The following is a 13,667-nucleotide window of genomic DNA, read 5'->3' on the forward strand; positions in this document are numbered from 1 at the left end:
TTCCTGGGAGGACCGCCCCTTCTGCCGTTCGTCCCAGTTCCCGTCTCGGTTCCCGTCTCGGTTGGCCGGTTCGAGCGATGCCGCACGGCCGCTGCGGGCGTTACTGCCACTGCGAGCTGGTTGCGATGGCCCGCAGTTGGGCCGGGGTCAGGATCGGCGCGGTACGGGTCGAGGGGCCGTTCTGGCTCGGTGCCTGCCACTGCATGATGGTGACGTAGAGCCCGTCGGGATGCAGTACGTTCACCGTCTCGTGCCCGGGGTCCGTTCCGGGTGGTGCCTGCCGGGACCTGATCAGGGTGCCTTCGGCCGAGGGTGTCGTGCCGGCGAAGACGTGGCTGCGGATCGCGCTGGTGGAGGTCTGCCGGGAGACGTGGACCTCGAGCAGCGACTTGCCGTGGCCGTCGTCCACCCACAGCTGCCCGGACTGCCGGCCGCCGGGCGGGCTCGAATGGGTCAGGCCGGTCGGCAGCAGCGCGGTCAGGGTGGCGAGGGCGCGGTCGGCGGGCAGTGTGCCGGTGAAGGTCGGCTTCGGGGTGGCGGATGCCGTGTCCGAGCCGGTGGTGGCCGAGGCCGCGGGACGGGCGATCGTGCGGTCGGCCGTTCGCCCGTCGGACAGCAGTCCGGGAACGACCGCCGCGCCGAGCCCGACGAGCGCGAGTACGGCTGCTCCGCTCACGCCGACGGCCGTGGCGCGGCGGCGGCGCCTGCGCCGGCCGTTGCGGACGCCGGCCTGCAGAAGTGACGGGGTGTTGGGCGGCTCGAAGGTCAGGAGGGTGGTGCGGAGGGCTTCGGTGAAGTCTTCTTCGATGGGCATGGCGGGTCACCGCGTTTCGGGGGTCGGTGAAGAAGGCGAGGTGGGTGCCGCGGCACCGGGGTCAGGGGCTGACGAGCTCGGACAGCTCATGGCCCAGAAGGTCCCGGATCCGGGCGAGCGCGCGCATGCTCTGGTTGCGTACCGCGCCCGGCCGGACCTGAAGGATCGCGGCGGTCTGCTCGACGCTGCGGTCCTCCCAGTAGCGCAGGAGCAGCACGGCCCGGTCCCGGGCGGAGAGCCGGCCGAGAGCGTCGAGCAACGTGACCCGCAGCGTGGCGTCGTGCTCGGTGGCGGCACCGGAGTCCGGCAGGGCGTCGGTGGGCTGCTCGGAGCTGCTGCGCCGGCGGCGGTAGGACAGGTAGGTCCGTACGAGGACGGTGTGGGTGTAGGCCGCCGGGTCGTCCACCTGCGCGATCTTGCGCCAGTTGGCATACGTCCGGCCCAGCGTGTCCTGCACCAGGTCCTCCGCGAGGTGCACATCACCGCTGGTGAGCACACACGCGGAGCGAAACAGAGGTGCGGATCGCGCAGCGGCGAACGCCATGAATTCCTCTTCGTACCGGCGCTTCATCCGAGATCCTGTTCGTCGTCCACACTCTGAAGACGCTGTGGCCGCGGGGTTACGTCCCACCCGGAGAAACAGAAATCTGGCCGCGTCGGGCGAACTCCCCTTCGGCGACCTCGGCGTCGGGCCTGAGCAGGGTCGGGACTGGAGCGGTGGCTGTCGCTCCGCTTCCAGTCCCCGCCGCTTCGAACGACATCGTGCGAGCGGCGCGGAGCCGGCACGGTTCCCTGATCAGGCGTCCCTCGAAGCGAGCCGCACCCGTCTCAGCCGTGGAGGGTGCCGCCCGCCTCGTCCTCGAATATCTCCGGCCAGTAGCGCCAGCCGTCGTCGCCCTCCAGCGTGAGGGTGGGGTCGCAGGCGATCGGGTCGACCGTGGCGAGGGTCTGGGCCATGGTGGCGGCCAGTTGTTCGTAGGAGTCCGTGAGGTCGTGGGTCGCGTCGAGGGCCTTCTCGCGGTGGAGCAGCCAGAGGGTGAAGGCGAGGGTGGAGATGTCGGCGTTGAGGGGGCGCAGGGTGATGTCCGGCTCGCTCCAGGCGAGGACCGCGCCCGTGGTGCCGTCCACCACGAGGCTGGTGTCCTCGATGAGGTAACCGAGGCGTATCAGGCGGTCGGCCGTCGGAGGGAGTTCGTCGGCGGAGAAGTCGTCGGGGCGCTGGTCCGCGTAGTAGTCGGCGAGGGCCGGCAGGGGCACTTCCGTGTCCAGCTGGAAGAGGAGGCCGTCTTCGGGCAGGCCGGTCTCGCGCAGGAAGCGACGGGTCGGCTCGTGCACGAGCGCGGGCGGGAAGTCGACGTCCTCGAAGCGCATGATCGCGCCCGCGCCGAACTCCTCGTCCAGCAGCCGCTTGGGCAGGTCGAGGACGAGGCCCTCGCCGGGGCCCGCGATCCGGGCGAGGGGGCGGATCAGGGCGGCCATCCGCCAGTACGGCGCCACCTCGCCGCCCGCGCCCGCCTCGAAGACCGCGGCGAGGGACTCGGAGGCCTCCGTGACCGCCTTCGGGCCGAACCGGCCCTCGTAGGAGGCGAAGCGTCCGCGGGACGTCGTCAGTTCCTCCGTCGCCGCCGAGAAACGCACCAGGGCTTCCAGGGAGGGGGCCAGGGGCGCGAGGTCCATCAGCGCCGGGTCGGAGAAGAAGTACGTCGTGGCGACCTTCCCCGTCGCCCCGTCCAGGACGATCGACTCCAGGTCCCGGTCGAAGGTCCGCAGGGCTCCCACGACCAGCTGGTCCTGGAGCTCCGCGGCGAGTTTGTCGGCGTCACCGGCGAGGTCTGCGACCCTGCGCAGCCCGTGCTCCCGCAGTGCGCCGAAGCCCAGCAGCGTGCCCTCGGCCGGCAGCCCGGGCCCCGTCAGCCACTGCCGTGTGTCCGTGTGCGTGATGTATGGATCCAGCTCGTCCTCGGTCAGCGTGATCGCGCCGACGACATCGGTGTCAGTCGTGCTCATGGCTCCCCCGCGCATGTGAACGCATATGTGCTTCCCGTGGGGAACTCGCCGCCGCCCAGCGGCAATTCCCCACTGACCGAGAACCATACGCCGCCCCACTGACAACGCCGGAAACCCGCAGGCACGCAGGACGTACGGCCCGGAAACACGCGGGTTCAAGCCATCGGGGGGGCGCCCGGTCGTGGCCGACACCGACGATCAGCCGCGGCCGCCGCCCGGCTCAGGTGAGGTACAGGCCGCCCAGGACGACCACCACGGCCGCCACGACGAACAGCAGGACCCACAGCGCCAGCTTCCCGACGCTCGGCGGGGGCTCGTAGCGCGGCTGCTCGGGGTCATGGGTCATCGGCTCGGGGTCGTGGGTCGTCGGCTCGGGGGTGCTCATGACGTGGTCACCACGGCGGCTTGCGGACGGATCGGGAGGCGGTTGACGGGGCGGCCCGTCGCCGCACGTACGGCGGACGCGACGGCCGCCGGGGACGTCACGACCGGCACCGCGCTGGCCGCCTTCGCGCCGAAGGGGGCGACGACGTCGCGCTCCTCGACGAGCTTGACGATGCGGATGTCGGGGGCGTCCAGGGAGGTCGGGAGGGCGTAACCGGTCAGGTCGGGGTGGCGGACCAGACCGCGGGCGGTGCGGAGGTTCTCCGTGAGCGCGGCACCGACGCCCTGGGTGACGCCCGCCTCGATTCGGGCCGTGAGCTGGGCGGGGTTGAGGATCCGGCCGACGTCCTGGGCGAGCGCAAGCTCCACCACCCGTACCGAGCCCAGTTCGATGTCCACGTCCACGACCGCGCGGATCGCGCAGAAGGCCAGGCCCACGAAGGCGTCGCCCTGGCCCGCCTCGTCCAGCGGCTCGGTCGGGTGCGGGCGGCACTGCGCGGTGGCCCACAGCTCCTTGCCGTCCATCGCCTCCGTGACGGTGGTCGAGAGCACACCGTCGTACGAGGTGATCTTGCCGTCGGTGATCTGGAGGAGCTCCGTGGACATGCCGAACTTGTGCGCCAGGGGCTGCAGGAGCTGCGTACGGACCATCTTCGCGGCGCGTTCGACCGCTCCGCCCGACACCCAGGTGTGCCGGCCCCGGCAGCTGGGGCCCGCGGGCGGCTGGTCGGTGTCGACCGGCGCCACGTGCACCTCGTCGATACCGAGGGTCTCCTGGACGATCTGGCGGGCCAGGGTGGTGAAGCCCTGGCCGGTCTCGACGGCCGCGCACAGCACCGTGGCGACACCGTCGTGGACCTTGACCGTGGCCGTGGAGACCTCGTCCGCGCCCTCGGCGCCGAGCATGTGGACCATGCCGACGCCGTAGCCGACCCCGCGGCGTACGGCGCCGGGTTCGCCGGCGCCCTCGGGGCCGCCCGGGAGCAGCCACTCGTCCTCGGGGGTGTCCTTGGGGAGCGCGGGCAGGGGGTAGTCGCGTACGGCCTGGAGCAGTTCGGCGACCGGGGCCGGGCAGGTCACGGTCTGGCCCGTCGGAAGCACGTCCCCGGTGGCCATCGCGTTCTGCAGGCGCAGTTCGGCGGGGTCGAGGGCGAGCTTCTTGGCGAGCTTGTCCATCTGCGCCTCGTAGGCGGCACAGACCTGCATGGCGCCCTCGCCGCGCACATGGCCGGAGGGCGGGTTGTTGGTGCGCACGGCCCAGCCCTCGATGAAGGCGTTCGGGACGACGTAGGGACCGCAGGCGAAGGAGACCGCGGCGGCCAGCGACTCGGCGGACGTGTCGGCGTAGGCGCCCGCGTCGAGCAGGATCTGCGCCTCGACCTTCACCAATCTGCCCTCGGTGTCCGCGTGGTGGCGGTAGCGCAGGAGGGTGGGGTGCCGGTGGGCGTGGCCGAGGAAGGACTCCTCGCGGGTCGCGGTGATCTTCACCGGGCAGCCGGTCCGCAGGGCCAGCAGGCCGAGCGGGAGCTGGAAGCCCTGGTCCTCGCGGTCGGCGGTGGCGCCGGGCACTCCGGTGACGACGACCTTCACCCGCTCGGGTTCCAGGCCGTAGCAGGCGGCGGCGGTGTCGCGGTCGGTGTGCGGATCGGTGGAGGCGACGTAGAGCTCGACGCCGCCGTCCGGGCGGGGCACGGCGAGTCCGGCCTCGGCGCCGATCGGGGCCGGGTCCTGGCGGCCGATGCGGTACAGGCCCTCGACGACGATCTCGCCGACCGCGTCCGGGTCGCCGTGGCGCAGCGGGATGTGCCGGATCAGGTTGCCGTCGGGGTGCAGGGGTTCGGCCTCGAACGCCTGCTCCGGGTCGGTCACCGGGTCGAGTACTTCGTACTCGACGATGACGGCCGCGGCGGCCATCCGCGCGGTGTCCGGGTGATCGGCGGCGACGGCCGCGATGGGCTCGCCGTGGTGGCGTACGACCTCGGAGGCGAACACCGGGCGGTCCGCGCGGCCGCGGCCGTGCAGGGGCGTGCCGGGCACGTCCTCGTGGGTGATGACCGCCCGCACGCCGGGCATCTCACGCGCGTGGCTGGTGTCGATGGACAGGATGCGCGCGTGCGGGTGCGGCGAGCGCAGCACGGCCGCCCACAGCAGGCCCTCGGCCCACAGGTCGGCCGCGTACGGGAAGGTGCCCTCCGTCTTGGCGCGGGCCTCCGCGGCGGGCAGCGACACGCCGAGCCCGTGCGGCAGCGGCTCGGGGCCCGTGTCGGGTGCCGCGGAAGTCGCGGTCACGGTCTCGTTGCTCACGCCTGGCCTCCGTCCTGTCCGTACGGCTGCTCATACGGCGCCTGGGAGTCGTACCGAGAAGGGTCCTCGAACGCCGCCGGGTTGACGCCGCCCGCGCCCGGCCCCGCCTGGTGCGGGATGCGCGGTTCGTCCGCGTCCTGCGTGGCCTCGGCGGCGGCCGCGCTGTGCGCCTCGCGTTCGGCGACGACCTCGCGTACGGCGTCCAGGACCCCGCGGTAGCCGGAGCAGCGGCACAGGTTGCCGCACAGCGCCTGGCGGGTCTCGAGTTCGGTGGGGGCCGGGTTGCCCTCGAGGAGGTCGTGCACGGTCATGGCCATGCCCGGGACGCAGAAACCGCACTGCACCGCGCCGCACTTGGCGAGGGCGCGCTGCACGTCCGAGGGCTGTCCGTCGGCGGCGAGACCTTCGACCGTACGCACCTCACTGCTCGCGGCGGTGACGGCGGGCACCAGGCAGGACGCCACGAGCCGCCCGTCCACCTGCACGTTGCAGGCTCCGCACTCGCCCTGCGAGCAGCCGTCCTTGGCGCCCGCGAGGCCGAGGCGCTCGCGCAGGACGTAGAGCAGCGACTCGCCGACCCAGGCGTCGGTCACGGGGCGGTCGGCGCCGTTGACGCGCAGGACGTAGGAGGCCAGGGGGTGTTCGTCGTGCGGGGGCGGCGCAGGGGTGTCGGGGTCGCTCGCCTCCGCACCGGGGGCGTCCGGCGCCGGGGTCTCGGGGTGCTCCGAGGGGTGCTCGGAAAGATGCTCCGAAAGGTACTCCGAGGAGTCCTCCGGGGCCGCTGCCGGAGCAGTTCGCGTGGCCGGGTCGTGGTCCGGTCCGGACCCGTCCCGGGTCCCGTACGGCCCGGCCGTCGCGGGCCTGGGCCCGGCGACCGGCTCAGGAGCCTCGTGAGCGGCCTGCGCGGCCGCCTGGGCGGCCTCGGCGGCCGATTCCGCATGCGTGTGCCGCGCGGGCTCCACGGGGCCCTCAGGGGCCCCCGGGGCCTCGGGGGTCACCGCGCGCGACCACGGCTCGCCGATCTCCGAGGTCGCCCAGGGCGCCGCCGCGCCGCCCGGGAGCGTGGCGGGCGGGGTGCCGCCCCACTGCTCGACCAGGGCCGACGTGGTGAACTCGCCCGATTCGTCCGGAAGATCACCCCCGGCGACCGGAATCGACCACTGTCCGGTGACGTCGTGTCCGGGCGCGTCGGCCGGGTGGTGACCGGAGGAGGCGCCCTCCCGGGTGGCCTCCCCGAAGTCCCACTGCCCGGTGGAGCCCGGGTGGTACGAGAACCCGTCGTGCGCGGCCTGCTGATGCCCGGACTCGTGACGCCCTGACTCCTGGCGCCCGGTCTCGTGCCGCACGGCTTCCTGGTGCGCGGCGTTGGGGTCCGGCCACTGGACGGCCTCGGCCGGCGTGGCCCAGGTGCCCGTCGCGCCGGGGTCCGCCGCCGGGGGCGCCGTGGTGATCCGGGGAGGCACATAGCCGTGGCCGGGCGCCGCGAGAGGCGTCTCACGTTCCGCCAAAAGGGCGTCGATTCCGCCCTCGGGGAGCTTGACGAAGGCGGTGGCGCCGTCGTCGTAGTCCCCCTGCGGGAGGGGGTCCCACCTGCCGCTGGTCTGCGGAGTGCTCTCTCCGTGCTGGTCGTCGGTCACGACAGTGCCCTCCCCAGTGCTCGTCGGGCCAGCGCGGCGACGGTGCGCCGCAGGTGCAGTACGGCGGGCGGAAGCTGTTGCACGGAGCCGTCCTCGGCCGGGACGGGATCGGGGATGCAGGCCGCGGCGACGTACTCCCCGAAGGCGTTGAGCGCCTCCGGCACGATCGCCCGGTTGTTGTCCCAGTCGATCAGCCGGGCGACCCACGCCTCCGCGTCCAGGGGCCGCAGCGGCATCGGCGCTATGGCGCCCACGGCGCACCGCACGCCGCGCCGCGCCGGGTCCAGGACGAGCGCGACGGACGCGATGGCGCGCCCGGGTCCGGTGCGTCCGGTCGCCTTCAGGAAGACCTGCGGCGCGTGCAGCAGCGGCACACGCACGTAGCCGATGAGTTCGCCGCCGCGGAGCATCTCCATGCCCGCGAGCAGGTGCGACACCGGGATCTCACGGCGGGCTCCGCCCTGGCCCGCGATGATCAGCGTGGCTTCCAGGGCGGCCAGCACGGGCAGCGCGTCCCCCGTGGGGGCCGCCGAGGCGATGTTGCCGCCCAGGGTGCCCGCGTTGCGGATCTGCGGCGGTCCCGCGGCGCGCGCGGCGGCGGCGAGCGCCGGGATGAGGGCCGCGAAGTCGGGGCGCCCCATGCGGGCGTGGGTGAGGCCGGCGCCGAGCAGGGCGTGGCCGTCCTGGTACTGCCAGCCGCGGATCTCGCTGATCCGGCCGAGGCCGACGAGCGCGGCGGGCCGCAGCTGTCCGGAGTTGACGGCGGCCATGAGGTCGGTGCCGCCGGCCACGGGGACGGCGGCGGGCATGGCGGCCAGCGCCGCCACTGCCTCGTCCAGCGAGGCGGGCAGCGTCACGGCCTGCGCCGCCTGCGGTGCGTGCGTGGTCAAACCGGCTGCCCCTTCCCGCTGCCCCACCTGGTCCCACCTGTGTTGCGCGTACGGTACGTGCTGACAGGGCGGACGTGGCAACTCTGGCACATCTTCCCCGGCCCTCGACGCGGGGGTCCGCTAGGAGGCATTCGCCCCCTCACCAGGGAGATGGTCCGTTTTCCTACGGCATCGCCGGTCGGTACGAATTGCCACTCTTCGGTGGTCCTTGGGCGCCTTTTGCCTTGTGGGGCCACTGCGTCGGGGCGAGCGGGCCGGGACACGCCGGTCGGGGGTCACCTCACACGTTTGGGGGCGCCCCCTCGATCGGACGTCCGAGCACACCCGGGCGCCGCTGCCACGGAAGGGGACCCGTGGGCGGGCGGTAGGCCACGCCCAGGGCGTCAAGTCGCCCGTAGTGGGCGGCCATCCGCCGCTCGAAGTCGGCGAAGTCCCGCTCGGCGGGGGCGGGCAGGGCGCTCCAGGCGACCTCGGCGAAGGCCGCGAGCCGGGGGAAGGTCTGGTAGTCCACGCGCGCGGGGTCGTCCATCACCTCGGTCCACACGTTCGCCTGAGTGCCCAGCACATGCCGTGCCTCCGCCTCGGTGAGCTCGGGCGGAACGGGTTCGAAGCGGTAGACGTCCTCCAGGGTGCGGACATATCCGATCGGTACCGGCTCGTCCGGGCCCGCGGCCTGACGGTGGTCCAAGTACACCTGCTGCTCGGGGCACATGACCACGTCGTGGCCGGCGCGGGCGGCCGTGATGCCGCCCTGGTAGCCGCGCCACGAGGACACCGCCGCCCCCTCGGCCAGCCCGCCCTCGAGGATCTCGTCCCAGCCGATCAGCCGACGCCCGCGCGCGGAGAGCCAGTTGTCGAAGTGCCGGACGAACCAGGACTGCAACTCGTCCTCGTCCGCGAGACCCAGTTCCCTGATGCGCGCCTGCGCGGTCGGCGACTGCTTCCACTGGTCCTTGGCGCACTCGTCGCCGCCGATGTGCACAAACCCCGAGAACGGCGCGGACCGCGTGAACGGGCCGGCGTCCGCCGGGAAGAGCTCCAGGAGTTCCTCGAACACCCCCTCGTAGAAGCGCAGGGTGTTGTCAGTGGGGGCGAGTACGTTTTTGGAGACGCCCCAGGTGTCCCAGACGGTCAGGGAGGTCGTGTCGATGACGTCGGTGTTGCCCAGTTCCGGATACGCGGCGATGGCGGCCTGCGAGTGCCCCGGGATGTCTATCTCGGGGACGACACTGATATGCCGCTCGGCCGCGTACGCGACGATCTCGCGGATGTCGTCCTGCGTGTAGAAGCCCCCGTGCGGCTTCTCCTCCCACAGGGGCGAGGCACGATGGCCGAATTTCGTGCGCGCCCGCCAGGATCCGACCTCCGTCAGCTTCGGATACCGCTTGATCTGGACACGCCAGCCTTGGTCGTCGGTGAGGTGGAAGTGGAAGACATTGAGTTTGTGGGCGGCCATGAGGTCGAGGTGACGCAGGACGCCGTCCTTGGGCATGAAGTGCCGGGAGACGTCGAGCATGAGACCGCGCCAGGGGAATCGGGGTGCGTCCTCGATGATCTGGTGCGCGATTCCGTACGTCCTTCCCGGCCGGACGGGGGCGCGGCGGAAGGCATCGGGACCGAGGAGTTGACGCAGCGTCTGCGCGCCCCAGAACACCCCGGCCGCACTGCCGCCCCGGATCTCGATGCCCTGGTTGACGACGACGCCGAGTCTGTACGCCTCCGGCTCCAGGGTGTCGTCGAGGAGCAGCCGTACGGCGTTGCGGGCGTCCTCGGGCCCTGGTGGCAGCGGCAGGCCGAGCGCGGCGCCGAGCGTGGCGCGCAGCCAGCGCGCCGTGGCGTCCGTGCCGGGAGCGGCCCACAGGGTGGTCTCCGCGTCGAGATCGACCCCGCAGCGCATGGGGCCCTCTATGGCGCGGGGCGCCGGAATCACATCATTCACGTCAGTCCTTCACCGCTCCGCCGAGGCCGGAGACCAGGCGTCGCTGTACGAGTACGAAGAAGATGAGCACCGGAATCGTCATCACCGTGGACGCCGCCATCACGCCGCCCCAGTCCGGCTCGTCGGGCTTGTAGAAGACAAGAAGGGCCATCGGCAAGGTGGACTGCGAGGTGTCGCTGATGATGAAGGACTTGGCGAACAGGAAGTCGTTCCAGGCCGAGATGAAGGAAAAGACGCTCGTGGCCACCAGCCCCGGGAAGACGAGCGGGAAAAGGATCTGCCAGAGGAATCGCGTACGGCTCGCCCCGTCGATGTACGCGGCCTCCTCCAGCGCCTCGGGAACCGCCTTCACAAAACCCCTCAGCATCCAGATCGCGAACGGCAGCGAGAAGGCGATGTGCGGCAGGATCAGCGAGCCCAGCGTGTTCAGCTGGCCGAAGTCCCGCATCAGGAAGAAGAGGGGGATCGTCAGCGCCTCGACGGGCACCATCTGCGCGACCAGGAACATGATCAACAGGGTGGTCCGGAAACGGAAGCGGAATCGGGTGACGGCCGTCGCCGCGAGAAACGCGATCAGCGCCGAGACGACGACCACGGACCCTGCCACGACAAGGCTGTTGACGAAGTAGCGGCCGAATTCCTGCTGCCCGAAGACGCGGCGGAAGGAATCCAGGGAGGGCGAAAGCGTCCACGGCCGGGGCTCGGTCGACTCGATCTCCCCGGCCGGTTTGAAGGCGCCGAGCACCATCCAGTAGAGGGGGAAGGCGACGACCACCGCGATCAGCAGTGCGGACGCCTCGGCGGCGAGCCGCCAGGGGCGCCGGGGACGCCGTACGAAGCCGGGTATCAGGCTCACAGTTCCTCCCCCTGCCTGCGCAGCATGCGCAGGTACACCAGCGTGACCGCCAGCAGGATCACCAGCATGACCACGCCGATCGCCGAGCCGAGGCCGTACTGCGAGGAGGCGAAGGCCTTCTGGTAGGCGTACACGTTCAGCACGAGGTTCTGGCCGGCGATGCCGCCGCCGTTCGTCATCACGTAGATCTGCGTGAAGACCTTGAAGTCCCAGATGACCGACTGGATGGTGACGACCACCAGGATCGGGCGGAGCAGTGGTGCGAGCACCGAGCGCCAGATCCGCCACTGCGAGGCGCCGTCCAGGGCGGCCGCCTCCAGCACTTCGGACGGTACGGCGCGGATCCCCGCGTAGACCGTCACCATCACGAACGGGAAGGAACACCAGACCACTTCGAGCAGGACGAGCGCGAAGGCGCTGTAGCGCCCGTACGTCCAGGAGTGGTCGCCGATTCCGAGGACCCGGTTGACGGGCCCGAAGTCGGGGTCGAACAGGAACAGCCAGACCGTGGACCCGGTGACCGCCGGGGTCGCCCACGCGCCGAGCGCGGCCAGCATCAGCGCGAGCCTCGGCAGGGCCCGTACGCGGGTGAGGAGCACGGCGAGGGCGCAGCCGACGGCCAGGGTGGAGAGCACGCAGGCCGCCGCGAACACCAGCGTGGCGATCAGGACCTGCCAGAACTGGTCGTCGGCGAAGAGGGTGGTGTAGTTGCCGAACCCTTCGAAGGCGGTCGGTTCGCCGCCGCTGACCTGTGCCTGGGTGTACTTCAGGAGCGAGATCAGGCCGAGCTGATAAATGGGGTAGACGAGCAGGGCGCCGAGGACGACGAGGGCGGGGGCGAGGTAGAGCCAGGGGGTCCAGCGGGCGCGCCGGCGGCCGGGGACGCCGGCCGCGGCCTTCGCGACCGTGACAGCCTCTTGCGTGGTCATCCGCTCACCCCACGGAGCCGAACGCGTCGTTCATCTTCTTCGCCGCGTCCTTCGAGGCCGCAGCGACGTCCTTCTTGCCGCTGATGACCTCCTGGAACATCGTCGGCAGGACGAGCGAGGCGTCGATCTGGGACCAGGCGGCCGAGGCGGGCACGAACTTGGCGCCCGAGGCGAGGGTCTTCACGAAGGGCGCGACGAACGGCTGCTTCTTCGCGACCGCGTCCCGCACGTCGGTGTACGTGGGCAGGAACCCCATGGCGTCGAAGAGCTCGCTCTGGGTCTTCTTGCTCGCCAGCTGCTCCATCAGGTCGACGGCGAGGGTGCGGTGCGAGGTGCTCTTCAGGACGCCGATGTTGTTGCCGCCCGCGAACGCCGGGGCCACCGAGCCCGGCTTCACACCGGGCAACGGCACGACCGCGTACTTGCCCTTGATCTTCCCGGCCTCGATCGCGGCGTGGCTGAAGTCGCCGCCGATGGCCATGCCCGCCTTGCCGGAGGAGAACGCGGTGACGGTGTCGTTGCCGGTCATGCCCGCGCACTTGGCGGCGGGACAGTTGTCGGCGCCGAACAGCGAGGTGTAGGCCTTGATGCCCTTCTGGGCGGCCGCGCTGTCGATGGCCGCGGCGTAGGAGCCGCCCTTGCCCTGGGCGATCTCGCCGCCCTGGGACCAGATGAAGGGCATCGCTCCGTACGTGTAGGCGCCGCCGACCACGAGCCCGTAGAGGTCGGGATCGGCCGCGCGGATCTTCTTGGCGGTGGAGATCAACTCGGCCTGGGTCCTGGGGGCTTCGAGGCCGAGGTCCTTGAGGATGTCGGTGCGGTAGTAGAGGGCGCGGACGCCGACGAAGAACGGGGCGCCGTAGATCTTCCCGTCCACCGTCACGGACTGCTTCGCGGTCGGGTCGGTGTCCTTGGCCTCGCTCCAGTCGGTGAACTCCTCGGTGACGTCGGCGAGTCCGCCGTCCTTGACGTAGCCGGCGGTGTCCGTGTTGCCGTACTCGATGACGTCGGGGGCGCTCTTCGGGTCGTTGAAGGCGGCCTTCATGCGCTGGGCGCGGGTCTCCACGGGGATGTACTCGATGGTGACCCTGGTGTCCTTGTGGGCCTTCTTGAAGGTGCTGACGGCCGCGTCGACGACCTTCTCCTTCGGCCCGTTGTTGACTTCCTGGAAGAGCCAGACCCGCAGCGTGCCGGTCTTCTCGTCCTTTCCGGAGGAGGAGTTGCCGGAGGTCTGGGGGGCGCAGGCGGTGGCGACGACAAGGGCGGCGAGGGCGACGGCCGTTCGGGCGGGGAGCTTCACGGGCAGCTTCACAGAGAGCTTCATCGAGCATCCTCCGATGGGGAGCGTTGCAACATACGCAATGGCGGTTTCGCTCTGCACAACACACCGGAGGCTATGGACTACATGAACATGTCCACAAGAGGTCTCAACCACTCTGTGACCACAGGGCGCACCATGTGCAACGGCAACCGGCGCGAGGACCGCCGGCGCACACGACGCAAAGGCCCTCGGGGCGCGTCGGAACGCGCCCCGAGGGCCTTGTGATCGTCGGGCCGCCGGTGCTCGGCGGGGCCCGTTACTTGTCCTGGCCGCCCTTGCCCTTGTCGCCGCCGGCGCCCATGGACTCGTAGATCTCCTTGCACATGGGACACACGGGGTACTTCTTCGGGTCGCGACCCGGGACCCACACCTTGCCGCAGAGGGCCACGACGGGCGTGCCGTCGAGGGCGCTCGCCATGATCTTGTCCTTCTGGACATAGTGGGCGAAGCGCTCGTGGTCCCCGTCGCCGTGCGACACCTGCGGCGTCGGCTCTACGAGGGTCCCCGTCCCAGTGCCTCGCTGGGGCTGGGTCTCAGGCTCAAGAGTGCTCATGGGAGCCAAGGGTAATCAACTGCCGGGAACTAT

The 13,667-nt window shown here is 71.4% G+C and carries 12 protein-coding genes; all 12 read right to left on the bottom strand.

Going from position 1 to position 13,667, the window contains the following annotated elements; genetic code table 11:
• Positions 1-100: 100 nt before the first annotated feature.
• The 12 genes from AQJ27_RS39145 to AQJ27_RS39195 all read right to left on the bottom strand — a co-directional run bounded on the left by AQJ27_RS39145 (position 101) and on the right by AQJ27_RS39195 (position 13,634).
• Positions 101-814, bottom strand: coding sequence for a hypothetical protein (locus tag AQJ27_RS39145; RefSeq protein ID WP_067379831.1), 714 nt, complete (start codon positions 812-814; stop codon positions 101-103).
• A 61-nt stretch (positions 815-875) separates the two neighbouring features.
• Positions 876-1,385: a SigE family RNA polymerase sigma factor gene (locus AQJ27_RS39150; protein ID WP_067379834.1), complete on the bottom strand. Its 510-nt coding sequence runs from the start codon at positions 1,383-1,385 to the stop codon at positions 876-878.
• A 257-nt stretch (positions 1,386-1,642) separates the two neighbouring features.
• Positions 1,643-2,821, bottom strand: a complete 1,179-nt coding sequence (locus tag AQJ27_RS39155) for an SUKH-4 family immunity protein (protein WP_067379837.1) — start codon at positions 2,819-2,821, stop codon at positions 1,643-1,645.
• Positions 2,822-3,041: 220 nt separating this feature from the next.
• Positions 3,042-3,206 (bottom strand): hypothetical protein, encoded by a 165-nt coding sequence (locus tag AQJ27_RS56720; protein ID WP_159064507.1) that lies wholly within the window; start codon positions 3,204-3,206, stop codon positions 3,042-3,044.
• Positions 3,203-5,509, bottom strand: coding sequence for a xanthine dehydrogenase family protein molybdopterin-binding subunit (locus tag AQJ27_RS39160; protein ID WP_067379840.1), 2,307 nt, complete (start codon positions 5,507-5,509; stop codon positions 3,203-3,205). The genes AQJ27_RS56720 and AQJ27_RS39160 overlap by 4 nt, the downstream gene beginning before the upstream one ends.
• Entirely contained in the window at positions 5,506-7,146 is a 1,641-nt protein-coding gene (locus tag AQJ27_RS39165) for a 2Fe-2S iron-sulfur cluster-binding protein (protein WP_067379846.1), read from the bottom strand. Before AQJ27_RS39165 ends, AQJ27_RS39160 begins: the two co-directional genes overlap by 4 nt.
• Positions 7,143-8,036, bottom strand: coding sequence for an FAD binding domain-containing protein (locus AQJ27_RS39170; protein WP_067379849.1), 894 nt, complete (start codon positions 8,034-8,036; stop codon positions 7,143-7,145). Before AQJ27_RS39170 ends, AQJ27_RS39165 begins: the two co-directional genes overlap by 4 nt.
• Positions 8,037-8,316: 280 nt before the next feature.
• Complete coding sequence (locus tag AQJ27_RS39175) at positions 8,317-9,975, bottom strand: beta-N-acetylhexosaminidase (protein WP_268814603.1); 1,659 nt, start codon at positions 9,973-9,975, stop codon at positions 8,317-8,319.
• A gap of 1 nt (position 9,976) precedes the next feature.
• On the bottom strand, positions 9,977-10,825 hold the full coding sequence (locus AQJ27_RS39180; RefSeq protein WP_373559073.1) for a carbohydrate ABC transporter permease: 849 nt from the start codon (positions 10,823-10,825) through the stop codon (positions 9,977-9,979).
• A gap of 2 nt (positions 10,826-10,827) precedes the next feature.
• Entirely contained in the window at positions 10,828-11,760 is a 933-nt protein-coding gene (locus AQJ27_RS39185) for a carbohydrate ABC transporter permease (protein ID WP_067379858.1), read from the bottom strand.
• Positions 11,761-11,764: 4 nt separating this feature from the next.
• Entirely contained in the window at positions 11,765-13,084 is a 1,320-nt protein-coding gene (locus AQJ27_RS39190; RefSeq protein ID WP_201264421.1) for an extracellular solute-binding protein, read from the bottom strand.
• Between the two features lie 253 nt (positions 13,085-13,337).
• A complete protein-coding gene (locus AQJ27_RS39195; protein ID WP_075029065.1) occupies positions 13,338-13,634 on the bottom strand; it encodes a DUF3039 domain-containing protein in 297 nt (98 codons plus the stop codon).
• Positions 13,635-13,667: the final 33 nt, after the last annotated feature.

This window comes from Streptomyces olivochromogenes, assembly GCF_001514115.1.
Classification (GTDB): Bacteria; Actinomycetota; Actinomycetes; order Streptomycetales; family Streptomycetaceae; genus Streptomyces; species Streptomyces olivochromogenes.